Source organism: Kocuria arenosa, assembly GCF_042879215.1.
GTDB classification, from domain to species: domain Bacteria; phylum Actinomycetota; class Actinomycetes; order Actinomycetales; family Micrococcaceae; genus Kocuria; species Kocuria arenosa.
Genome location: NZ_JBHZTA010000005.1, coordinates 127,551 through 149,593, shown reverse-complemented (window position 1 = coordinate 149,593; position 22,043 = coordinate 127,551). Strand labels below are relative to the sequence as shown.

The 22,043-nt window shown below is 75.0% G+C and carries 21 protein-coding genes and 1 pseudogene; 10 read left to right on the top strand and 12 right to left on the bottom strand.

Features of this window, described 5'->3' with window-relative positions:
* Positions 1-24 precede the first annotated feature (24 nt).
* The 7 genes and pseudogenes from hemB to hemE form a co-directional block, all read right to left on the bottom strand.
* Positions 25-1,035 carry a porphobilinogen synthase gene (gene hemB, locus ACFYE3_RS10575; protein WP_387609083.1) on the bottom strand — a complete coding sequence of 337 codons (1,011 nt, stop codon included), beginning with the start codon at positions 1,033-1,035 and terminating at the stop codon, positions 25-27.
* A gap of 183 nt (positions 1,036-1,218) precedes the next feature.
* Positions 1,219-1,986, bottom strand: a pseudogene (locus tag ACFYE3_RS10570) (uroporphyrinogen-III synthase); the annotation flags it as partial.
* Positions 1,987-2,090: 104 nt separating this feature from the next.
* Positions 2,091-3,017, bottom strand: coding sequence for a hydroxymethylbilane synthase (gene hemC / locus ACFYE3_RS10565; RefSeq protein WP_387608828.1), 927 nt, complete (start codon positions 3,015-3,017; stop codon positions 2,091-2,093).
* A 23-nt stretch (positions 3,018-3,040) separates the two neighbouring features.
* A complete protein-coding gene (locus ACFYE3_RS10560) occupies positions 3,041-4,249 on the bottom strand; it encodes a ferrochelatase (RefSeq protein WP_387608826.1) in 1,209 nt (402 codons plus the stop codon).
* The gene (hemQ, locus tag ACFYE3_RS10555) at positions 4,246-4,998 is read right to left on the bottom strand and encodes a hydrogen peroxide-dependent heme synthase (protein WP_387608825.1); all 753 of its coding nucleotides are present in this window, start codon (positions 4,996-4,998) and stop codon (positions 4,246-4,248) included. The genes ACFYE3_RS10560 and hemQ overlap by 4 nt, the downstream gene beginning before the upstream one ends.
* Before the next feature lie 3 nt (positions 4,999-5,001).
* Complete coding sequence (gene hemG / locus ACFYE3_RS10550; protein ID WP_387608823.1) at positions 5,002-6,540, bottom strand: protoporphyrinogen oxidase; 1,539 nt, start codon at positions 6,538-6,540, stop codon at positions 5,002-5,004.
* Positions 6,537-7,742, bottom strand: coding sequence for a uroporphyrinogen decarboxylase (hemE, locus tag ACFYE3_RS10545; RefSeq protein ID WP_387608820.1), 1,206 nt, complete (start codon positions 7,740-7,742; stop codon positions 6,537-6,539). Before hemE ends, hemG begins: the two co-directional genes overlap by 4 nt.
* A gap of 148 nt (positions 7,743-7,890) precedes the next feature.
* On the opposite strand from hemE, the gene ACFYE3_RS10540 reads away from it, so the two are divergent.
* From ACFYE3_RS10540 to ACFYE3_RS10520, 5 genes are all read left to right on the top strand, one after another.
* Positions 7,891-9,216 carry a glutamyl-tRNA reductase gene (locus ACFYE3_RS10540; RefSeq protein WP_387608819.1) on the top strand — a complete coding sequence of 442 codons (1,326 nt, stop codon included), beginning with the start codon at positions 7,891-7,893 and terminating at the stop codon, positions 9,214-9,216.
* 50 nt (positions 9,217-9,266) lie between these two features.
* Positions 9,267-9,884: a TetR/AcrR family transcriptional regulator gene (locus tag ACFYE3_RS10535; protein ID WP_387608817.1), complete on the top strand. Its 618-nt coding sequence runs from the start codon at positions 9,267-9,269 to the stop codon at positions 9,882-9,884.
* A gap of 52 nt (positions 9,885-9,936) precedes the next feature.
* Positions 9,937-10,173, top strand: a complete 237-nt coding sequence (locus tag ACFYE3_RS10530; RefSeq protein WP_368831581.1) for a DUF3107 domain-containing protein — start codon at positions 9,937-9,939, stop codon at positions 10,171-10,173.
* Positions 10,174-10,519: 346 nt separating this feature from the next.
* Complete coding sequence (locus tag ACFYE3_RS10525) at positions 10,520-12,214, top strand: DEAD/DEAH box helicase (RefSeq protein ID WP_387608814.1); 1,695 nt, start codon at positions 10,520-10,522, stop codon at positions 12,212-12,214.
* Positions 12,211-13,068: a DNA-methyltransferase gene (locus ACFYE3_RS10520; protein WP_368820286.1), complete on the top strand. Its 858-nt coding sequence runs from the start codon at positions 12,211-12,213 to the stop codon at positions 13,066-13,068. Before ACFYE3_RS10525 ends, ACFYE3_RS10520 begins: the two co-directional genes overlap by 4 nt.
* Positions 13,069-13,098: 30 nt before the next feature.
* Here the strand turns inward: ACFYE3_RS10520 and ACFYE3_RS10515 are convergent, their stop codons facing one another.
* On the bottom strand, positions 13,099-13,950 hold the full coding sequence (locus ACFYE3_RS10515) for a PHP domain-containing protein (protein WP_387608813.1): 852 nt from the start codon (positions 13,948-13,950) through the stop codon (positions 13,099-13,101).
* A gap of 81 nt (positions 13,951-14,031) precedes the next feature.
* On the opposite strand from ACFYE3_RS10515, the gene ACFYE3_RS10510 reads away from it, so the two are divergent.
* The gene (locus tag ACFYE3_RS10510) at positions 14,032-15,606 is read left to right on the top strand and encodes an aminopeptidase P family protein (protein WP_387608812.1); all 1,575 of its coding nucleotides are present in this window, start codon (positions 14,032-14,034) and stop codon (positions 15,604-15,606) included.
* An 11-nt stretch (positions 15,607-15,617) separates the two neighbouring features.
* Here ACFYE3_RS10510 and ACFYE3_RS10505 read toward each other — a convergent pair whose 3' ends face one another.
* A complete protein-coding gene (locus ACFYE3_RS10505; RefSeq protein WP_387608810.1) occupies positions 15,618-16,580 on the bottom strand; it encodes a general stress protein in 963 nt (320 codons plus the stop codon).
* Between the two features lie 110 nt (positions 16,581-16,690).
* On the opposite strand from ACFYE3_RS10505, the gene ACFYE3_RS10500 reads away from it, so the two are divergent.
* Genes ACFYE3_RS10500 through ACFYE3_RS10490 form a run of 3 tightly spaced genes read left to right on the top strand, consistent with a single transcriptional unit; the run spans position 16,691 to position 19,794 of the window.
* Positions 16,691-17,992 carry a magnesium transporter MgtE N-terminal domain-containing protein gene (locus ACFYE3_RS10500; protein ID WP_368820290.1) on the top strand — a complete coding sequence of 434 codons (1,302 nt, stop codon included), beginning with the start codon at positions 16,691-16,693 and terminating at the stop codon, positions 17,990-17,992.
* On the top strand, positions 17,985-18,614 hold the full coding sequence (locus ACFYE3_RS10495; RefSeq protein WP_387608808.1) for a DUF1003 domain-containing protein: 630 nt from the start codon (positions 17,985-17,987) through the stop codon (positions 18,612-18,614). Before ACFYE3_RS10500 ends, ACFYE3_RS10495 begins: the two co-directional genes overlap by 8 nt.
* On the top strand, positions 18,607-19,794 hold the full coding sequence (locus ACFYE3_RS10490; RefSeq protein WP_387608805.1) for an Mrp/NBP35 family ATP-binding protein: 1,188 nt from the start codon (positions 18,607-18,609) through the stop codon (positions 19,792-19,794). The genes ACFYE3_RS10495 and ACFYE3_RS10490 overlap by 8 nt, the downstream gene beginning before the upstream one ends.
* A 46-nt stretch (positions 19,795-19,840) precedes the next feature.
* Here ACFYE3_RS10490 and ACFYE3_RS10485 read toward each other — a convergent pair whose 3' ends face one another.
* Entirely contained in the window at positions 19,841-20,194 is a 354-nt protein-coding gene (locus tag ACFYE3_RS10485) for a Sec-independent protein translocase TatB (protein ID WP_368820293.1), read from the bottom strand.
* Positions 20,195-20,231: 37 nt separating this feature from the next.
* Positions 20,232-20,903, bottom strand: a complete 672-nt coding sequence (locus ACFYE3_RS10480) for a hypothetical protein (RefSeq protein WP_387608803.1) — start codon at positions 20,901-20,903, stop codon at positions 20,232-20,234.
* A 225-nt stretch (positions 20,904-21,128) separates the two neighbouring features.
* On the opposite strand from ACFYE3_RS10480, the gene ACFYE3_RS10475 reads away from it, so the two are divergent.
* Positions 21,129-21,761 (top strand): O-methyltransferase, encoded by a 633-nt coding sequence (locus tag ACFYE3_RS10475; protein ID WP_368831626.1) that lies wholly within the window; start codon positions 21,129-21,131, stop codon positions 21,759-21,761.
* Positions 21,762-21,861: 100 nt separating this feature from the next.
* On the opposite strand, the gene ACFYE3_RS10470 is transcribed toward ACFYE3_RS10475, so the two are convergent.
* Positions 21,862-22,029 (bottom strand): DUF3117 domain-containing protein, encoded by a 168-nt coding sequence (locus ACFYE3_RS10470; RefSeq protein WP_017833415.1) that lies wholly within the window; start codon positions 22,027-22,029, stop codon positions 21,862-21,864.
* Between the last annotated feature and the right edge of the window lie 14 nt (positions 22,030-22,043).

The window sequence follows — 22,043 nt, the reverse complement described above, 5'->3', positions numbered from 1 at the left end:
TGCCGGCTCGGGGGACGGTGGGGGTCAGGAGAGGCCGTTCTCGTCGCGGAACCAGTCCGCGAGCTCGACGGCGAAGTAGGTGAGCACGGAGTCGGCGCCCGCGCGGCGGATGGACAGCACGGACTCCTGGATCGCGGCCCGGCGGTCGATCCAGCCGTTGGCGGCGGCAGCCTCGATCATGGCGTACTCGCCGGAGATCTGGTACGCGGAGACGGGCACCGGGGAGACCTCGGCCACGTCGCGGAGGATGTCGAGGTAGCTCATGGCCGGTTTGACCATGACCATGTCGGCGCCCTCGTCCAGGTCCAGCTGCAACTCGTGCAGCGCCTCCCGGCGGTTCGCGGGATCCATCTGGTAGCTGCGGCGGTCGCCCTGGAGCTGGGAGTCCACGGCCTCGCGGAACGGGCCGTAGAACGCGGAGGAGTACTTCGCGGAGTAGGCCAGGACGGCGACCTCGGGGTGCCCGGCCTCGTCCAGGGCGGAGCGGATCACGCCGACCTGGCCGTCCATCATGCCGGACGGGCCGAGCACATGGGCACCCGCCTCGGCCTGGGCCACGGCCATCCGGCCGTAGATCTCCAGGGTCGCGTCGTTGTCCACGGTCCCGTCGTCGGCCAGGACGCCGCAGTGGCCGTGGTCGGTGAACTCGTCCAGGCACAGGTCGGCCATGACCACGAGGTCGTCGCCGACCTCTGCGCGGACGGCGCGCAGCGCCCGGTTCAGGATGCCCTCGGGGTCGCACCCCGCGCTGCCTTCGGGGTCCCGCTCGGCGGGCACGCCGAAGACCATGAACCCGCCGAGGCCCTTGGCCGCCGCCTCGGCGGCGGCGCGCCGGAGGGAGTCCATCGAGTGCTGGACGACCCCCGGCATGGAGCCGAGCGGGGCCGGCTCGGCGAGGCCCTCGCGGACGAACACGGGCAGGATGAGGTCGGACGGGTGGACCCTGGTCTGCGCGGCGAGACGGCGCACGGCCGGGGTGGTGCGCAGGCGGCGGGGGCGGGACACCAGGTCGTAGCGCGGGGTTCGGTGGGTCACGGAGTTCGTCTCCTCGGTCGTCGGGGTCGGTGTCGTCGGTGCGGCCGTGGACGGCGCAGCTGTCGTCGGGATCGGGGTCGGGACGGGTGTCGGCGGGGTCGGCGCGTGCGCCTCCGGAACGGCGCGAGCGGCCCGCTCCGGGTCCGCGAGGGCGCGGGCGAGGGCGTCGCGGATCCCCTCGGGGGTGGGCAGGGCCGCGGCCACGGACGGCAGGCCGCGGTCGGCGGCGGCGCGCCGCGTCGGCTCGCCGATGGCCACGAGGACGGTGCCCGCCAGGACGGCGGGGTCGTCGCCCACGAGCTCGGCGAGGTGGGACGGCGCGGTGAGCACCACGGCGTCGACCTCGCCCGCCGCCAGGACCGTCAGCAGCTCCGACCGGTGGAGCTCGTCCACGTGGTCGTCGGCGCCGTCCACGCGGTCGTCCGCGCCGTCGGCCGGGGCCGCCCGCACGAGTGGCGCGGGGGCCGGCCAGGGCACGGTCTCGTAGGCCGTGGCCGTCAGGACCCGGTGCCCCCGGGCGCTCAGCCCGGCCTCGAGGGTGGGCCGGGCCCGGGCGGAGAGCGGCAGCAGGACCGTGCCGGGCGCGGGCTCCGGCGGCCAGTCGGCGAGCAGCCCGGCGGCCGAGTGCGCCGTGCCCGGCACGAGGTCCGGCGCCAGCCCGGCCGCGGTGAGGGCCGCGGCCGTGGCGTCCCCCACCGCGGCCACGCGCAGACCGGCCCGCCGTGCCGCCGCGCACCGGTCGCCGAGCGCCGCGCCGGCCGCGTCCCCGGCGACCGCGCGCAGCGCCCGGACCGTGTTGACCGAGGTCACCACCAGCCAGGTCCGGGCGGCGGAGTCCGGATCCGCTGCGCGGTCGAGCAGGGCGGCCACGGGACCGGTGTCCCGGGGCAGGGTGGCCTCGAGCAGCGGGGCGAGCCGGACCCGGGCCCCGTGCCCGCGCAGCAGCTCCACGAGCTCCCGGGCCCGGTCGGCGGAGCGGGTGACCACGACCCCGGCGCCGCGCAGGGCGGCCGGGTCCGTGGAGCGGTCGGCGGGGCCGGGGTGCGGCACGGGTCTCAGAGCGTCAACCGGGCCAGCCGGCCGGCGCCGTCGGCGAGCAGCTCCTCGCCCAGCCGGACGCCGAGGGCGCGGGCGTCGTCGACGCCGCCCCCCGCGGTGCGGCCGCTGCGGCGCATGACCCGGCTGCCGTCCGGGTCGGCCACCACGACGTCGAGCACGAGCTCGCCGCCCTCGATCCGCCCGAAGGTGCCCACGGGCGCCGCGCACCCGGCCTCGAGCCGGGTCAGCAGCGCACGTTCCGCGGTCACGGCCAGGCGGGTCTCCAGGTGGTCCACCGCGGCGAGGCCGGCGGCGAGCGGGTTGTCGCCGGAGGCGTCCTCGGTGCGGCACTCCAGGGCCAGGGCGCCCTGCCCGGGCGCGGGGAGCATGACGGACGGGTCGATCAGCTCGGTGATCGCCGCCTCCAGCCCGAGCCGCCGCAGCCCGGAGGCGGCGAGCACCACGGCGTCGAGGTCGCCCGGGGCCACCCGTCCCAGACGGGTGCCCACGTTGCCGCGGATGTCGACGATCTCCAGGTCGGGGCGGGCCGCGCGCACCTGCGCCGCGCGGCGCGGGGAGCCGGTGCCGACCGTCGCCCCGGGGGGCAGCTCGGTGAGCGTGAGCCCGTCCCGGGCGCACAGGGCGTCCCGGGGGTCCTCCCGCTCCGGCACCGCGGCGACCTCGAGACCCGGCACGGGAGCGGTGGGCAGGTCCTTGAGGGAGTGCACGGCCAGGTCCACGGAGCCGGCCAGCAGCGCGGCCCGCAGCGCCGTCGCGAAGACCCCGGTGCCGCCCATCTGGGACAGGGGCCCGGTCAGGACGTCGCCCTCGGTGCGGATCGTGACGAGCTCCGGCTCGAACCCGCCCGCCGCCGCGACGGCGCGGGCCGCCGTGGTGGTCTGGGTGAGCGCGAGCCGGGAGCCGCGGGTCCCGACCCGGAACACCGGAAGCTCCTGCGCCGCGGCCGTCACGCCCACCGCACCTCCCCGGTCTCGTCGAGGTCCGCCGGGATGGGCTCGCCGTGGGGGCGCTGCGCGATGGTCGGGCGGGGCCCGGTGGCGCCGCGCAGCACCTTGACGCAGCAGTCCGGGGCGCAGTCGTCGAACCACGTGCCCTGGGCGCACACGGAGACCCGCGGCGGGGCGGCGCGCCCGGCGACGCGCTGCTCCACGAGGTCGGCGAGGCCGGCCACGAACGCCGGGTGCGTGCCCGCGGTGGGGGTGCGCACGGCCGGGAGGCCGAGCCGCTCGCAGGTCTCCAGGGCCTCGGTGTCGAGGTCCCACTTGACCTCCATGTGGTCGGAGACGAAGCCCAGCGGCACGAGGACCACACCGGCGACACCGCGCTCGGCGAGCTCCTCGAGGGCGTCGTTGACGTCGGGCTCGAGCCACGGCACCTGCGGTGGCCCGGAGCGGGACTGGTAGACGAGGTCCCAGGTGTGGTCCCCGAGCTCCTCCGGTCCCACGCGCTCCAGCACGGTCCGCGCCACGGCCAGGTGCTGGGCGACGTAGGCGGAACCCTCCTCGAAGTCCATCCGCGCCGGCCCGGAGGCCTCGGCGTCGGTGGTGGGGATGGAGTGGGTGCAGAACAGGACCGCGATCCTGCCGCCGTCGGCGCCGAGCCGGCCGCGCACCTGCGCGAGGCCCTTCCGGAGGCCTTCGACGAAGGGCTGCACGAAGCCCTCGGAGTCGTAGTACTGGTGGACCTTGTCGACCTGCATCTCGTCCCCGAGGCCGAGCTCCTCGAGCGCCACCCCGTAGTCCTCGCGGTACTGGCGGCAGCCGGAGTAGCTGGAGTAGGCGCTGGTGGCGAGCACCAGGAGCCTGCGCAGGCCGCGCGCGTGGCACTCCCGCACGACGTCCGTCACGTAGGGCGCCCAGTTGCGGTTGGCCCACAGCACGGGCACGCTCAGGCCCCGGCCGAGCAGTTCGGCCTCGAGGGCGGAGCGCAGCGCACGGTTCTGGGCGTTGATGGGGCTCACGCCGCCGTTGGCCCGGTAGTGGGTGGCGACCTCCTCGAGCCGCTCGTCGGGGATGCCGCGGCCCTTCGTGACGTTGCGCAGGAACGGGAGGACGTCGTCCTGCCCCTCCGGCCCGCCGAAGGACGAGAGGACGACGGCGTCGTAGTGCTCGGGCGCGTGCGCGCGGGCTCGCGACAGGGCGTTCTCGGCGCTCACCGGAGCACCTCCGCGAGCTCCTCGGTGCGGATCCGCCGGCCCGTGTAGAACGGTGTCTCCTCGCGCACGTGCAGCCGGGCCTCCGTGTTGCGGAAGGCTCGCATGACGTCGACGAGGTCCACCAGCTCGGGGGCCTCCAGCGCGAGCAGCCACTCGAAGTCGTTGAGCCCGAAGCACGCGATGGTGTTCGCGAGGACCTGCGGGTAGTCGCGCGCCGCCATGCCGTGGTTGCGCAGCATCTCGGCGCGGCGCTGGGCGTTCATGTAGTACCACTCGTAGGAGCGCACGAACGGGTAGACGCAGACCCAGTCCTCCGGGGCGACACCGCGGGCGAAGGACGGCGAGTGGTTCCGGGTGAACTCGGCGTCCCGGTGCACCCCCATCGCGTTCCAGGCCTGTGCGGTGCCGGCCAGGAGCTCCGTGCGGCGCAGCCGGCGGACCGCCGACTGGAGCACCTGGGGGTCGTCGCCGTGCAGCCACGTGAGGACGTCGGCGTCCTCGCGCATCCCCGAGACGTCGTAGGCGCCGCGCAGCGTCACGCCCTCGGCCGCCAGCTGCTCGACGACGCCGTCGAACTCGGCCGCCGCGGAGGCGTCGTCGCCGGCCGTCCGGGACTCGGCACCGCCGGCGGGGCGGGCGAACACGGACCAGACGGCCCAGTGCAGCCGCTCCGTGCCACCGTCCTGCGTCGGCTCGGGCGACGCCGTGGGGTGGCCGCCGTGCTCGTGGGGGCTGGTGTCGTGGGACAAGGATCAGTCCTTTCGTCGGGTGCTGGTCGGTGGGGTCCGTGCCGGATCGGAGCCGGCCGGCGCGGCGTCGTCCGGGACGCCCGCCTCGGCGAGCAGGGCGCGGACCTGGGCCCGGGTGTCGGCGACGACGGAGGCGAGGCCCGTGCCCGCGAGCCACCCGCCGACCGCGACGGTGTCGGGCAGCTCCGCGAGCGCCCGCCGGAAGTCGGCGACCCGCCGGGCGTGCCCGACGCCGGCGCGGGGCAGCGCGGAGCGCCAGCGCACGATGTCCGCGCCGACGAGCTGGGCGGGCCGCAGGGGCATGCCCATGAGGGTGGAGGCGTCGGAGAGTGCCAGGCGGATGAGCTGGTCGTCGGGCAGGGCCACTTCCGGGGGCACGGCGGTGGCGTCGGGCTGGGCGCGGCCGTAGGAGAGCCGCAGCACGTGCCGGCCGGGGCCGGCGGCCTGCCGCACCCAGTCCCACTTGGCGCTCGCGTGGGTGAGGGCCTTGGCGCGCACGCCGCGGGCGTCCTCGCTCACGAGCAGTCCGGTGCCCCGGGGGGCGCCGTCGAGGCGGGGCTCGTCGACCACGAGCGTGGCCAGGGCCACCTGCGGCCCGGCCCCGGGGGCGAACCGCTGGAGGCCCTCCTCGTGGCTGGCGAGGAGCCGGACGGCGGTCGTCCCGTCGGCGGCCATCACGAGCAGCTCCCCGCGGGCCACGGCGGTCTTGTGGCCGAAGCGCGGCTGGCGCTGGATGACCATCCAGCCCTCGCGCCGGGGGTCGCGGTCGAGGGCGATGACGTCGTAGCCGGTGACGAGCTTCACGCCCGCCCGCTCGAGGTCGTGCACGAGGGTCTCGGACAGGGCGTTCATGCCGCCGCGCAGCCCGGCCACGTTCGCCCCCGCGGGCGCGGCGCGGCGCAGGGCGCCCGCCGCGGCGCCGAGGGAGCCGTGCTCGCGCAGCGCCCGGCGCAGGCCGGGGGCCACGGCGTCCACGTCGAGGTCGTCGGGGTGGGCGGAGTGCACGCCCGTGGCGAACGGCGCGACGAGCCGGTCGAGCACCCGCTCCCCCATCCGGGCCCGGACGAGGCCGCCGAGGGATCGCTCGGTCATGCCGACGAACGCCGGCAGCCTGCGGTCGAGGCCCGCGCGGAGCATGCCGGCCCGGCCGAGGGCCGCCCGCAGCCGGGGAGCGGTCGGGTCGGCGGGGATGCCCAGGATCCCGGAGTCGGGGGCGGGCACGGCGCCCTCCGGCAGGAAGAGCCACGAGCCGGAACGGTTGGGGTGCACCACCCGCTCACCGAGCCCGAGCTCGTCCAGCAGCTCGGGGACCGCCCGCGAACGGGTCGCGAAGGACTCGGCGCCGGAGTCCAGGACGAGTCCCGCCACCTGGTGGGCGCCGACGGCTCCGCCGAGGTGGTCCTCGGCCTCGACCAGCGTGACGCGCAGCCCGCGCGCGGCCAGGTCGCGGGCGGCCACGAGGCCGGACACGCCGCCGCCCACCACGAGGGCGGAGCGGGGCGGGGTCCGGCGGGCGGGCCTGCCGTCCGGCTCTGCGCTCACGGCCGGCCACCGCCCGGGGACTGCTCCAGCGGCTCGTCGTGGACGAAGGACACGAGGTCGGTCAGCACCTGCGGGTCGGTGCCCGGCGGGACACCGTGGCCGAGGTTCACGACGTGGCTGGGGGCCGAGTCCCCGCCGCGCAGCACCTCGCGCACGTGCTCGGCGAGCACGCGCCAGGGGGCGGCGAGCAGGGCCGGGTCGATGTTGCCCTGCAGCACGGTGGACCCGCCGAGCCGCCGGTTGGCCTCCGCCAGCGGGATCCGGTAGTCCACGCCCACGGCGTCCGCGCCGGCGTCCCGCATCGCGGCGAGCAGCTCGCCCGTGCCCGTCCCGAAGTGGACGCGGGGCACGGCGAGGTCCTCGACGGCGCGCAGCGCGGCCGCCGAGTGCTCCAGGACGTGCGCGGAGTAGTCGGCCAGGGACAGGGAGCCCGCCCAGGAGTCGAAGAGCTGCACGGCCGAGGCGCCGGCCTCGACCTGGGCTCGCAGGAACGCGCCGGACGTCCGTGCCGCCCACTCGGCGAGCGCCCGCCAGGCCGCCGGGTCGGCGTGCATCATCGTGCGCGGCAGCAGGTGGTCCCGGGAGGGCCCGCCCTCGACCATGTAGGCGGCCACGGTGAAGGGCGCCCCCGCGAAGCCGATGAGCGGGGTCGTGCCGAGCTCCGCGACCGTGCGGGCGACGGCCTCGCGGACCGGGTCGAGGGCCGCCTCGTCGAGCTCGGGCAGGGCGGCGACGTCGGCGGCCGTGCGCACGGGGCGCTCCAGCACGGGCCCGCGGCCCGGGACGATCTCGACGTCGACGCCGGCCACGCGCATGGGCACGACGATGTCGGAGAAGAAGATGGCGGCGTCGACGTCGTGCCGGCGCACCGGCTGGAGCGTGATCTCGGCGGCCATCGCGGGATCCAGGCAGGCGTCGAGCATGGCGGTGCCCTGGCGCAGGGACCGGTACTCCGGCAGCGACCGGCCCGCCTGCCGCATGAACCAGACCGGGCGACGGTCGGGCGCGCGGCCCGTGAGGGCCTGCAGCAGCGGGGCGTCCAGCGTGCCGGCGGAGCGCAGCGGATGGCCCTGCGGCAGCGCCCCGAGCGATCCGGTCAGGCGCCGGAACGCCGCCGATGGGTGGGTGCCGCCCGTGGAGTGCCCGGGAACGGCTGCGGTCGACGTGTCCGGCGTGCTCGCCGTCTCAGGGGTGGTAGGCATAGTGCTCCCATTGTGCCAAGGAACACCGACGTCGTTTACCGACGCAGCGTCACCGGGACCGGGGCGGGTGGAACGGTGACGGACGTGAGCGGTCTCTCGGACGTCACCGAGTCGCCGATCCGCGGTGACCGTCTAGTATGAATGCACTGTGGTCCTCTTCGCTCTCGTCGCCTCCCATCAGAACGTCGATCTGAACACCGTTGCGCGTCTCAGCACCGGTGCGCTCGGTCTGTCCGAGGAGATGGTCCGCAGCGGACAGCTCCGGGGGGCCGTGACCCTCTCGACGTGCAACCGGCTCGAGATCTACGGCGAGCTCGATGACGCACCGGGCGTCTCGTCCGGTGCGGTGCTGGACCGGGTCCTGGCCGAGCTCGCGGAGCAGATCGGCTCCCGAGCCGGGCTCGACCCCGAGTTCGTGGCCGACTCCCTGCGGGCCTTCACCGACTCCGGCGCCGCGCGCCACCTCTTCACCGTGGTCTCCGGGCTGGAGTCCGCCGTGGTGGGCGAGCGCGAGATCACCGGGCAGGTCCGGCGCGCCCTCAACGACGCCCAGCAGGCCGGGACGGTCTCGGGCAAGCTCCAGCGGCTGTTCGAGGCGGCCGCCCGCACCGCCCGCAAGGTGGGCACGCAGACCGCCCTGGGCGAGCGGGGCCGCTCCATCGTCTCCGTGGCCCTGGACCTCGCCGACGACGTCACGTCCGGCACCTGGACGTCGCGCCGGGCCCTCGTGTTCGGCACGGGCGCCTACGCGGGGGCGACCATGGCCGCCCTGCGCGACCGCGGCTGCGCGGACATCGAGGTGTACTCGGCGTCGGGCCGGGCCGGGCAGTTCACGGAGAACCGCGGCGGCACGCCAGTGGGGACCGAGGAGCTCGCCGCGGCCCTGGAGCGCGCCGACGTCGTGATCGGCTGCAGCGGCGGCTCCGCCCCCATGGGCGCCGCCGCGTTCCCCGCCGGGTCCCGCACCGTGGTCGACCTGGCCCTGACCCGGGACTTCGACCCCGCCGTGGCGGACCTGCCCGGCGTCGAGCTCATCACCCTGGAGTCGGTGCGCGTGGCCGCCCCCGACGAGACCCGGGAGTCCGTCGACGCCGCGAGCGGGATCGTCGAGCGCGCCGCCCAGGAGTTCGCCGCGAGCCAGGACGCCCGCGACATGGACGCCGCGATCGTCGCCCTGCGCAAGCACACCATGGCCGTCCTGGACGCCGAGCTCGAGAAGGTCACCTCCCACCACGGATGCACGGCCGCGCAGGAGCAGATCGAGCTCGCGATGCGACGCATGGTCCGCTCCCTGCTGCACACCCCCACCGTCCGCGCGCGCGAGCTCGCCGCGCAGGGCCGGCAGGACGAGTACATCACCGGTCTGGCGGCGCTGTACGGGATCGAGGTCCCCGCCCCCGCCGCGGAGGGGACCGCACCTCCGGCGGCCGAGGCGCCGCCGGAGGCCGCCCGCCGCTCCCAGGCCGCGGGGTAGGGCAGCATTCGTTCGGCCGGCGCCGCCGGCCGGTTGAGGAGGAACGGTTCATGACTGAGACCAGGAGAGGCCGCCCCGCGCGCCTCCCGCGCGAGGCCCGCCGGCGGCAGCTGCTCGAGACGGCGCTGACCGTGTTCTCCTCGAACGGCTACCACGGGTCGTCCATGGACGACATCGCCGACGCCGCCCAGGTGAGCAAGCCCGTGCTCTACCAGCACTTCCCCGGCAAGCGCGAGCTGTACCTGGCCCTCGTGGACCACTACCTCCAGGAGCTCTCGGCCCGGCTCGTCTCGGCGCTGCAGGGCAGCGACGTGAACCGCGAGCGGGTGGAGTCCATGCTGGACGTCTACTTCGGCTTCGTGGAGGCGAATCCGGAGGCCCACCGGCTGATCTTCGAGTCGGACCTGCTGGCGGACCCGGAGGTCGCGGAGCGCTTCGAGAGCTTCCACCTGGCCGTGGCGGACTCGATCGCCGGGGTCCTCGGGCCCAACGCGGGGCTGAGCCACCCGCACGCGGTGCTCGTCTCCCGCTCCCTCACCGGCATGGCGCAGACCGCCGCGGTGCACTGGATCCGCAACCCGGGCACCGGCGGCCGGGCCGAGGCCCAGCGCCAGATCTTCCGTTTAGCTTGGGGCGGAATCTCCATCATCGACGAGGACTGGGAGTAGCGCCCTCCTAGACTGACCGGGACCCACCCTGCAGCCCTGTCCAGGAGGAACCATGGAAATCAAGATCGGTGTTCAGCACGTCGCCCGGGAGATCGTCGTCGATTCCGCCCTCGAGGCGCCGGAGGCCGTGGAGCTGATCACCGCGGCCATGTCCTCCGGATCCCCGCTGACCCTGACGGACACCAAGGGCAACGTGACGGTCGTCCCCGCCGGCGTCATCGGCTACGCCGCCGTCGGCGCCGAGCAGAAGCGGGCGGTCGGCTTCACCCCCTTCGCCAAGGACGGCTGAGACCCCGCCCGCCCGGCGCGGCAGACCCGGCCCGGCGACCGCACGGAGCGTGCGCGGTCGTCGGGCTACACTGTTAAGCGCACTGGATGACCGGTCGTACCCGCGATCCCACGAACGACAGACACCTACTCGCCCCCGCTCCCCGCGAACAGGCCCCGCACGGCGGCCTCGCGCAGGACCGGATCCGGGCGCCACGCTCCCGTGGCCCACCCGGTCGAGGCGGCGCAAGCTCACGATCGGCTTCCACCCAACGCACGCCCCCGGCGTCCGCCAGCACGGCGGCCCCGAGGCCGGACCCTGAGGTCCCCTCTCCTCAGCGGGCGTGCCCGAACGAAGGAACCCGACCGTGACCGACTACATCACCGACACTGCACCGGACGCCGCGCCCGGCGACGGGACCGCCCTCGACGGCACCCCCGAGGTGGTCGTCGAGACCACCGAGCACCCCGAGCCGCTGCCCCAGGACTTCGCCGAGTTCGGGGTGCGCCAGGACATCGTGGACTCCCTCGCGGCCGAGGGCATCGTCCACCCCTTCCCCATCCAGGCCATGACCTTGCCGGTGGCGCTGTCCGGGCAGGACATCATCGGCCAGGCCAAGACCGGCACGGGCAAGACCCTCGGCTTCGGCATCCCCGTGGTGCAGCGCGTCGTGGGCCGCGGCGACGCGGGGTGGGCCCAGCTGAAGAGGCCCGGGGCCCCGCAGGCGCTCATCGTGGTGCCCACCCGCGAGCTCGCCGTCCAGGTCGGCCACGACCTGGCGACCGCCGCGCGGACCCGCAACGCCCGGGTGGCGACCATCTACGGCGGCCGCGCCTACGAGCCCCAGATCGAGCAGCTGCAGGCAGGCGTCGAGGTCGTCGTCGGCACCCCCGGCCGGCTCATCGACCTCAACCGGCAGCGCCACCTCGACCTCTCCGCCGTGCGGGCCGTGGTGCTCGACGAGGCCGACGAGATGCTCGACCTCGGGTTCCTGCCCGACGTCGAGAAGCTGCTCTCGGCCGTGCCCGAGGTCCGGCAGACCATGCTGTTCTCCGCGACGATGCCCGGGCCCGTGGTGGCCATGGCCCGCCGCTACATGACCAAGCCCATGCACATCCGGGCCGCCGCGCCGGACGAGGGCGCCACCAAGAAGGACATCCGCCAGGTGGTCTACCGGGCGCACCAGCTCGACAAGGACGAGGTCGTGGCCCGGATCCTGCAGGCCGAGGGCCGGGGACGCACGATCGTGTTCACCAAGACCAAGCGGGCCGCGGCCAAGCTCGCGGACGAGCTGATCACCCGCGGCTTCGCCGCCGCCCCGCTGCACGGCGACCTGGGCCAGGGCGCGCGCGAGCAGGCGCTGCGCGCGTTCCGCAACAACAAGGTCGACGTGCTCGTGGCCACGGACGTCGCCGCCCGCGGCATCGACGTCGAGGACGTCACGCACGTCATCAACTTCCAGTGCCCCGAGGACGAGAAGACCTACCTGCACCGCACCGGCCGCACGGGCCGCGCCGGCAACAAGGGCACGGCCGTGACGTTCGTGGACTGGGACGACATCCCCCGCTGGCGCCTGATCGACAAGGCCCTGGAGCTCGGCATCCCCGAGCCCCGCGAGACCTACTCGTCCTCCGAGCACCTGTACGAGGAGCTGAGCATCCCGAAGGGCACGAAGGGCCGGCTCCCCCGCTCCCAGCGCACCCACGAGGGACTGGGCGCCGAGGTGCTCGAGGACCTCGGCGAGCCCGGCGGGCGCAAGAGCGGTCCGCGCGGCGACGGCCGGGACGGGCGCTCGCGCGACCGCGGCGACTCCCGCCGCGGCGAGGGCCGCGGCGCCGCTCGTGGCGAGGGCCGCGGCGGTCGCGGACGCCGCGACGACACCGCGGCGCCGGCCGCGCCGCGCGAGGACGGCCGGGGACCCCGGGGGAAGTCGCGGGAGGCGGCCCCGGAGGCCTCCCGGGAGACCTCGGTGGAGCGGACCTCGGACGGCACCACCCGGCGCCGTCGGCGCCGCCGCAGCGGCGGGGCCGCGCAGGAGCAGAGCGGCACCGCCGGCGAGTGAGCCCCTTCGCCTTCGACGCGGAGGGCCCCGACGCGGTGGTCGCCGCGGAGAACCTGGATCTCCTGCGGCGGCTGCCCGGCGGGGCCTTCCGCATGATCTACGTGGACCCTCCCTTCAACACGGGCCGCACCCAGCGCCGCCGGGAGTCCACCGTGACGCCGGCTGCCGCCGGCGAGGGCGACCGCACCGGCTTCGCCGGCCGCTCCTACACGACCGTGCTGGGGGCCCTGCGCAGCTACGACGACGCGTTCGCCGACTACTGGGGGTTCCTGGAGCCCCGCCTGCGGGAGGCGTGGCGGGTGCTCGCCGACGACGGGACGCTGTACCTGCACCTGGACTACCGGGAGGTGCACTACGCGAAGGTCATGCTGGACGCGATCTTCGGCCGGGAGTGCTTCCTCAACGAGATCATCTGGGCCTACGACTACGGGGGGCGCTCCCGCCGTCGCTGGCCCGCCAAGCACGACAACGTCCTGGTGTACGTCAAGGACCCGGAGCGGTACCTGTTCGACAGCGCCGAGGTGGACCGGGAGCCGTACATGGCCCCCGGTCTGGTGACCCCGGAGAAGGTCCGCCTGGGCAAGCTCCCCACGGACGTGTGGTGGCACACCATCGTCTCCCCCACCGGCCGGGAGAAGACCGGCTACCCCACGCAGAAGCCCGTGGGCCTGGTGCGGCGGATGGTCGCCGCGAGCTCCGCCCGCGGGGACTGGGTGCTGGACTTCTTCGCCGGCTCCGGGACGCTCGGCGCCGCCGCCGGGCAGCTCGACCGGCGGTTCGTGTGCGTGGACCGCAACCCGGAGGCCATCGAGGTCATGCGCGCGCGCCTGCCGGGCGCGACCGTCTGGGACTGAGCACGCGCTCCTCCCGGTGGGACAGGGGTCTCAGGGATAGCGCACGGGGACACCGGAGCCGGCCTGCTCCTCGATCCGCACGAGCGACTGGACGGAGGTCAGGTTCTCCCCCAGCCGGTTGGGCTTGCCGGCCCCGTGGTAGTCGCTCGAGCCCGTGACCACCAGGTCGTGCTCGGAGGCCATCCGGACGAGCCGGGTCCGGGCGTCGTCGGGGTTGTCGCGGTGCGCGACCTCGAGCCCGCCGAGGCCGGCGTCGATCATGGCCTCGAAGACCTCCGGGCCGACCACCCGGCCACGGGCCGCGGCGAGCGGGTGCGCGAAGACGGGCACGCCGCCGGCGGCCCGCACGAGCCGCACCGCGTGCACCGGGTCCGGGGCGTAGTGCGGCACGTAGTAGCGGGAGCGGCTGTGCAGCACCGAAGCGAAGGCCGCGGTGCGGTTCTCCACGACCCCCACGGTGACCAGCGCGTCGGCGATGTGCGGGCGGCCCACGGTCGCGCCCGCGCGCACGTGGTCCAGGACCACGTCCCAGTCGATGGGGTAGTCCTCCGACAGCAGCTCGACCATGCGCTCGGCCCGGGTGCGCCGGGAGCATCGGGAGGACTCGATCTCGGCGAGCAGGCCCGGCTCCCGCGGGTCGTGCAGGTAGCTGAGCAGGTGCACCGAGATCCCGTCGTCGGTGGTGCACGAGATCTCCATGCCCGGGACGAAGGCGACCCCCAGTGCCACGGCGGCGTCCCCGGCCGCCTGCCACCCGGACGTGGTGTCGTGGTCGGTGAGGGCGAAGACGTCCAGGCCCGCCGCGTGCGCCGCGCGGGCGACGTCCGCCGGGCTCTCCGTGCCGTCGGAGTCGGACGAGTGGGTGTGCAGGTCGATCTTCACCCGCTCCACGATACCGCTCCGGGCCGGACGGCCCGCCGCCTCCCGTGGCACGATGAGACGGACGACGCGAGGAAAGGAATCATGACAGAGCACAGCACCACACCCCAGGACGCGACGCAGCCGCTCTCGGACCGGGTCGAGAACCGGTCCCAGCGCCCCGACTCCGCCGCCTTCCAGCAGTTCATGGCGTCCCAGTGGGCCGAGGCGGAGCCCACCGAGGTGGACCGGGCCCCGGTCGCGGACTTCGCCGCCGAGCGGCGGCGGCGGATCTCCGAGCGCTTCCCCGGCGAGCGGCTCGTGCTCCCCGCCGGGCCGCTCAAGGTCCGCTCCAACGACACCGACTACCGCTTCCGGCCGCACTCCGCGTTCGCGCACCTCACGGGGCTGGGCGTGGACCACGAGCCCGACGCCGTGCTGGTGCTCGAGCCCGTCGAGGAGGGCGCGGGCGACGACGGGGGCCACCACGAGGCCACCCTGTACTTCCACCCCATGGCCGGCCGGGACTCGAAGGAGTTCTACGCCGACGCCAAGAACGGCGAGTTCTGGGTCGGCCCCCGCCCCACCCTGGAGGAGCTGGGGGCCGCCTACGGGCTGCGCACCCGGGACCTCGGGGGCCTCGAGGACGCGGTCACCAAGAACGCCGGGCCCACCGCGCTGGGCGGGCTGCGCCTCCGCCTCGTGCGCGAGGTGGACCTGAACGTCGACGCCCTGGTGGACACCTCCCGGATCAACACCGGGGTGGACCTCGAGTCCTCGGACGCCCTCGACGGCGAGCTCGCCGAGGCGCTCTCCGAGCTGCGGCTGGTCAAGGACGCCCACGAGGTCGAGCAGATGCGCGAGGCCGTGGACGCGACCATCGCCGGCTTCACCGACATCGTGCACGTGCTGCCCGCCGCCGCGGGCCACCGCCACCGCGGCGAGCGCATGGTCGAGAGCGCGTTCTTCGCGCGCGCCCGCACGGACGGCAACGACCTCGGCTACGACACCATCGCGGCGTGCGGCAACAACGCCACGGTCCTGCACTGGATCCGCAACACCGGGCGGGTCATCCCCGGGGAGCTCATCCTCGTGGACGCGGGCGTGGAGGCCGACTCCCTCTACACCGCGGACATCACCCGCACCCTGCCGGTGAACGGGCGCTACACGGAGGTCCAGCGGCGGATCTACCAGGCGGTCCTCGACGCCGCCGACGCCGCGTTCGACGCCGCGGTGCCCGGCAACCGGTTCCGGGACGTGCACGCCGCGGCCATGGAGGTCCTGGCGCGGCGGCTGGAGAGCTGGGAGCTGCTGCCCGTGCCCGCCGAGGTCTCGCTCTCCGCGGAGGGCCAGCACCACCGGCGGTGGATGCCGCACGGCACGAGCCACCACCTGGGCCTCGACGTGCACGACTGCGCGCAGGCCAAGCGGGAGCTCTACGTGGACGGGGTGATCGAGCCCGGCATGGTGTTCACCATCGAGCCCGGCCTCTACTTCAAGGAGGAGGACCTCGCGGTGCCGGAGGAGTACCGCGGGATCGGGGTGCGGATCGAGGACGACGTCCTGATCACCGAGGACGGCAACGTCAACCTCTCCTCCGGCCTGCCCCGCACCCCGGACGAGGTCGAGGCGTGGATGACCGGGCTGTGGCACGCCCGGGAGGGCGTCGACCCCAGCTGAGCCGGCGGCCGTCAGCGGGAGGCGTCGGTGGACGTGCTCCCGCCGGCCGGCGGCTCGGCTCCGCCCGCGGCCGGGCCCTGCTCGTCGGTGTCCTGCCGGGCGGTGTCCTGCCGGGCGGTGTCCTGCCCGGCGGCGCCCTGCCCACCGGCGTCCTGGGTGGCGGCGTCCCCCGAGGCGTCCCCGGTAGGGAGCCGGATGCCGTACTGGGGCCGGCCGTCGGGCAGGTCCTGGAACATCGCGGAGCGGCCGGGCGCGGTGGCCTGCTCGCCCTGGCCCTCCGCCGGTGCGGCACCCGCGGGCCCGCGGGGCGGCTCCGCGGGAGCGCCGTGGGGCTCCGCGGGAGCGCCGTGGGAGGGCCGCTGCCACGGGGCCCCCGCCGGGGGCCGCCCCGGGGTCCCGGCCTGCGAGGAGCCCTGCCGCGTCCCCTGCGGCGGTCCGTGCTGCGGGGCGGGCCGCGGTGCGGGAGCCGTCCGCGGCAGGCTCTGCAGCCCCCGCATCCCCTGCAGCACCTGCTGGGCGCGCTGGGCCACCTCGGGGGCGGCCACGACGTCGTAGGAGGTGGCGACGATCTGGTTGGTCGAGGTGAAGTCCCGCTTCCCGCGCTGCATGGCGTAGGTGATGGTGGCGAGCAGCATCCAGAAGGCCCCGCCCATCAGCACCGACACGAGCAGCGTGGACAGCCACTGCTCCCCGCCCAGCAGCGACAGGATCATCCCGAGGAAGGCCCCGAAGACCATGCCGTTGAGCGCGCCCTGGCCCGCGACCTTCGGGTAGCTGAGCCGGCCGGTCACCTGCTCCACGGACTTCAGGTCGTTGCCGACGATCGCGATCCGGTCGACCTCGAACTGCTCGTCCGCGAGGTGGTCCACGGCCTTCTGCGCGTCGGCGTACGAGGCGTAGCGCCCGATCACCTCCCCGCGGGGCAGACCGCGGACGGCGGGACTGGCGGGGGGCAGGGACCGTGGCGAGCTCATGCCCCCATTCTCCCCCATCCGCCCGCCCCGCCGCGCCCCGCACCGGGGGCCCCGGCCCTGCGAGCGACCCAGCGACCGGGCGCCGGGGAGGCGGTGGGTAGTCTTGTACGGTGAGCAGCCACATCGACAAGATCTTCATCGCGCGCCTGATCGGCCTCGACGTGTTCGACCCGCTGGGGGACCGTCTGGGGCGATTGCGCGACGTCGTCGTGCTCATGCGCGGCAGCTCCCGGTACGGCCGCTCCTCCCGCCGGCCCCTCGTGGTCGGCCTCGTGGTGGAGGTCCTCGGCAAGAAGCGGGTGTTCGTGCCCATGACCCGCGTGACCAGCATCGACGCGGAGAAGATCATCAGCACGGGGCTCGTGAACCTGCGCCGCTTCGAGCAGCGCGGAGCGGAGACCCTCGCCGTGGGCGAGGTCTTCGACCGCACCGTGGTGCTGCGCGACGGCTCCGGCTCGGCCACGGTCGAGGACATGGCGATGGAGCGCAAGCGCAACACCGGGGACTGGCTGATCACACAGCTCTTCGTCCGCCGCACCGGTGCGGGCGGGGGCCTGATGCGCCGCCGCAACGAGACGCTCATCATCGACTGGGAGGACGCGGGCGACCCGTCCGCCGCGGGCCACCAGCCGGCCACCCAGTGGGTCGCCTCCCACGAGGAGCAGCAGCCCGCCGACCTCGCCGACGAGCTCCACGACATGTCGGCCAAGCGCATGCTCGAGATCGCCCACGAGCTCCAGGACGACCGGCTCGCCGACGTCCTCGAGGAGCTCCCGGAGGAGGACCAGGTCTACATCCTCACCAACATGGAGCCGGACCGCGCGGCCACGGTGCTCGAGGAGATGGAGCCCGACGACGCCGCCGACCTGCTCAACGAGCTGCCCGACGCCCAGGCCGAGGAGCTCCTCGCCCTCATGCAGCCCGAGGACGCCGAGGACGTCCGGCGCCTGCTGGAGTACGAGGAGGGCACGGCCGGCTCGCTCATGACCCCCGTGCCGATCATCCTGCCGCCCGAGGCCACGGTGGCCGAGGCGCTCGCGCACATCCGCCAGGAGGAGCTCAGCCCCGCGGTCGCGGCGGCCGTGATCGTCTCCCGGCCGCCCCTGGAGACGCCCACCGGCAAGTACCTCGGCATGGTGCACACCCAGAAGCTCCTGCGCTACCCGCCGCCCGAGGCCGTGGGCAACCTCATCGACCGCTCGTTCGAGCCGGTCTCCGACCTCGCTTCCCTGCAGGAGGTCGCCCGCGAGCTCGCGACCTACGACCTCACCATCATCCCGGTGGTCAACGACCACGACCGGGTCGTCGGGGCGATCACGATCGACGACGTCCTCGACGCCCTGCTGCCCGAGGACTGGCGCACCGCCGACGACGGGACCCCGATCCGGAAGGTGGGCAAGCGGTATGAGTGAGCGCGAGCCCCGGCGCCCCCGCGTCAGCCCCCGCGGCAACGCCCTCGACCAGCCGCGCGAGCACCGGCCCGGGCTGCTGGACCGGTTCCGGCCGAACCCCGACGCCTTCGGGCGGATGACCGAGGGCTTCGCCCGCTTCATGGGCACCCCGCAGTTCCTGCTGTGGATGACGGTGTGCGTGGCCCTGTGGCTGGGCTGGAACACCATCGCCCCCCGGGAGCTGCAGTTCGACTCGAAGGACCTCAACTTCACGCTGCTCACGCTGATGCTCTCGCTGCAGGCCTCCTACGCGGCGCCCCTGCTGCTGCTGGCCCAGAACCGGCAGGACGACCGGGACCGGGTGACCCAGGAGGAGGACCGCCGCCGCGCGCAGCAGAACCTCGCCGACACCGAGTACCTGACCCGCGAGATCGCCTCGCTGCGGATCGCGCTGCGCGACGTCGCCACCCGCGACTTCGTGCGCTCGGAGCTGCGCTCGGTGCTCGAGGAGATCCTGGAGTCCCAGGACGAGGCCCCCGACGCCGACGAACCGGGGACCCCGCCGAAGAGGTCCGCCCGCCGCCGGAGCAGGAACCCCGACCGCCCCACCACCCCCGAGACCCGAGGTGTCCCCCGTGCCTGAGCCCCGCCCCGACGACGTCCTCGCCGCCGAGGCCCTCGACCCCGCCCTGCGCGCGGCGCTCGACCGCGTGCTCGACCCGGAGCTGCGCCGGCCCGTGACCGAGCTCGGGATGATCCGCGCGGCCAGCCTCGACGACGCCGGCCACGCCGCGGTGCACGTGCTGCTGACGATCAGCGGCTGCCCCCTCCGCTCGACCATCGAGCGGGACGTCCGGGACGCCGTGGGGACCGTGGCCGGGGTGCGCTCCGTGGACGTCGAGATCGGGGTGATGACCCCCGAGCAGCGCACCGCCCTCAAGGAGCGGGTGGGCCACACCCGGACCGTCCCCTTCAACGACCCGTCCTCCCTGACGCGGGTGCACGCCGTGACCAGCGGCAAGGGCGGTGTCGGCAAGTCGACGGTCACCGTCAACCTCGCCGCCGCGCTCGCCGCGCGGGGCCGGTCGGTGGGCATCGTGGACGCCGACGTCCACGGCTTCTCCGTCCCCGGCCTGCTCGGCATCGACCGGTCGCCCACGCAGGTCGGGGACATGATCCTGCCCCCGGTCGTGGACGTTCCCGAGGCGGCGCGGGAGGACTCCGGGCGCGCCGGGGTGCTCAAGGTCATCTCGATCGGGATGTTCGTGGACCCGGACCAGCCGGTGGCCTGGCGCGGGCCGATGCTGCACCGCGCCGTGGAGCAGTTCCTCACGGACGTGCACTTCGGGGACCTGGACCACCTGTTCCTCGACCTCCCGCCGGGCACGGGCGACATCGCGATCTCCGTGGCGCAGCTGCTGCCCTCGGCGGAGGTGCTCGTGGTCTCCACGCCCCAGCAGGCGGCGGTCGAGGTCGCCGAGCGCTCCGGGGCCCTCGCGGTGCAGACCGGTCAGAAGGTGGCCGGGGTGGTCGAGAACATGGCGGGCATGCCGATGCCGGACGGGAGCGTGCTCGAGCTGTTCGGCGCCGGCGGGGGCACCCGGATCTCGGACTCCCTGACCCGCCGGCTGGGCTACGACGTGCCGCTGCTCGGCGCCGTGCCCCTCGACGTCGCCCTGCGCGAGGGCGGGGACACGGGCCGTCCGGTCGTGTGGTCCGCGCCGGACTCGCCCGCCGCGGTCGCGCTGCGCTCGGTCGCCGACGCCCTGGGCGCCCGCCCGCGCGGGCTCGCCGGGCGCCCGCTGGGCCTGGGGCCGCGCTGACGCCCTGCCGGGCCCGCGGTCCGCGCCGGCGGACGCAGGCGTCGGCTCAGGTGGCCTCGGTGTCGAAGGGGGCCCGCTCGCCCGGGGCCAGCCGGGTCAGCACCGGCCCGGGGCGGGGGCGCGGCGCGGCGGGCTGCGCCGGCTCGTCGTCCTCCAGCAGGGCCTGGCGCACGATGGTGCGGGGGTCGTACTGGCGGGGGTCGAGCTTGCGCCAGTCGACGTCGGCGATCTCCGGGCCGAGGGTCTCCTTGAGCTCCTCGGTGGCGCCGGTCGCGTAGCGCTTGGCGGCCTTGACCAGCTCCTTGAGCTTCTCCGCGTACTCCGGCAGCCGCTCCGGCCCGATGATGAACAGGGCCAGGAGCACCAGGATGATCGCTTCGCCGCCGTTGATGCCGAGCACAGGAGAAGATTTTACCAGTCCGAGGGCCGGGGGCCGGTCAGCCGAAGATCTCGCGCAGGCCGACCAGCGTCGTCTCGACGACGCCCGGGTCCCCCGCGGACGGTTCCACGACCCGCCCCCGCTCGTCGGCCACGACCAGACCGACGGCGTGGGCCATCGCGGACGGGCCGGAGTGCCCGGAGACCGTGTAGACGACCTCGTCCCCCACGAGCACCGCGCGCCACGGCGGACCGGCGTCCACCCACAGCGGCACGCCCTCCACGGCAACGCGCTCGAGGCCCTCGGCGCTCACGGGCAGGCCGGAGAGCCCGTCCATGGGGTTCTCCCGGTCGACCCGCCCGCGCTGCTCGACCACCACGACCTCGTCGTCGCCGCGGTGGAGCGTGACGACCACGACCGGGTGCCCGGACAGTGCGCCCCGGGTCATCGAAGCCACCCGGAACCCGTCCGAGGCCAGGGTGGGCAGCGTCCAGCCCTCGGCGCGCAGCCGGTCCGCGGACACCTCGTCCGCGTGCAGCACCCCGTGGGTGCCGTGCCACGCCGAGACCGGCACCCGTTCCTCGGCGCTGTGCGCGGACTGCGCCACGACCGTGCGCCCGACCGCGTAGCCGGAGCCCAGGACCAGGGTGAGGACCGCGCTCACCGTGGCCGCGGCCACGGGGAGGGCGCTGCTGCGGCGGTCCGGCGCGGTGCGGTCCGGGCGGGGCATCGGTCCTCCTCGTGCGGCGGTTCGGGCGGGACGGTACGGGTGGACCCGTGGTCCGGCCCCGCGCCGCGGCCGGCACCATGAACGGGTCCATGAACGGGTCCGTGGAAGACGTCGTGATCGTCTCCATGATCGACCGGCAAGCTGGATGCCGACTGGACGGTGGCCGGGCAGAGGGACCCAGCCGGTAGGATGGCGCGCATCCACTACAGCGACGAAGGGCGGACCATGGGCGCGGACAAGACGACGAGCTGGTCGTACGCCGAGGCGTTCGCCGCCGAGGACGAGCTCGCCTACCGCGCCCGGGAGCGTTCCCTGGCCCTGCGCATCCCCCCGGTGACCCCGGGGACGGCCGCCGCCCTGACCGTGCTCGCCGCGGCGGCACGGCCCGCCACGGTGGTCGAGGTGGGCACCGGGGCCGGGGTGTCCGGTCTCGCCCTGCTGCGCGGACTGCCCGGCACGTCCGTGCTCACGACGATCGACACCGACATCCGGGCGCTGCGCGCGGCCCGCGACACGTTCCGGGAGGCCGGGATCCCGACGAGCCGTACCCGCACCATCCCCGGCCGCGCGTCCCTCGTGATGCCCCGGCTGAGCGCCGGCGCCTACGACCTCGTGTTCCTCGACGCCGATTCCGAGGGGACCCTCGACTACGCGGAGGAGGCGGTCCGGCTGCTGCGCCCGGGCGGGATGCTCGTGGTCAACGACGCCCTGTCCCAGGACAAGGTGGCGCAGCCGGCCAACCGCGAAGAGAACACCCGGACGATGCGGGCCGTGCACCGGCTGTTCCGGGAGGACGAGCGCTTCAGCACCGCCCTGCTGACGACCGGCTCGGGCCTGCTGCTGGCCGTCCGCCGCTGAGCGGCCGGCTCCCGCGGCCCGGCTCCGGCCGACGGCCCCGCGGACGGCCGAGGGGCCCGGCACCTCGTGGTGCCGGGCCCCTCGACGTCCGCGCCGGTGGTCACTCGGTGACGCCGGCCAGGCACTCCTTGAGCTCCGCGGCCTCGGCAGGCTTCAGCTCGACCACCAGCCGTCCGCCGCCCTCGAGCGGCACCCGCATGATGAGGCTGCGCCCCTCCTTGGTGACCTCCATCGGTCCGTCACCGGTTCTCGGCTTCATGGCCGCCATGTGGGAACTCCTCT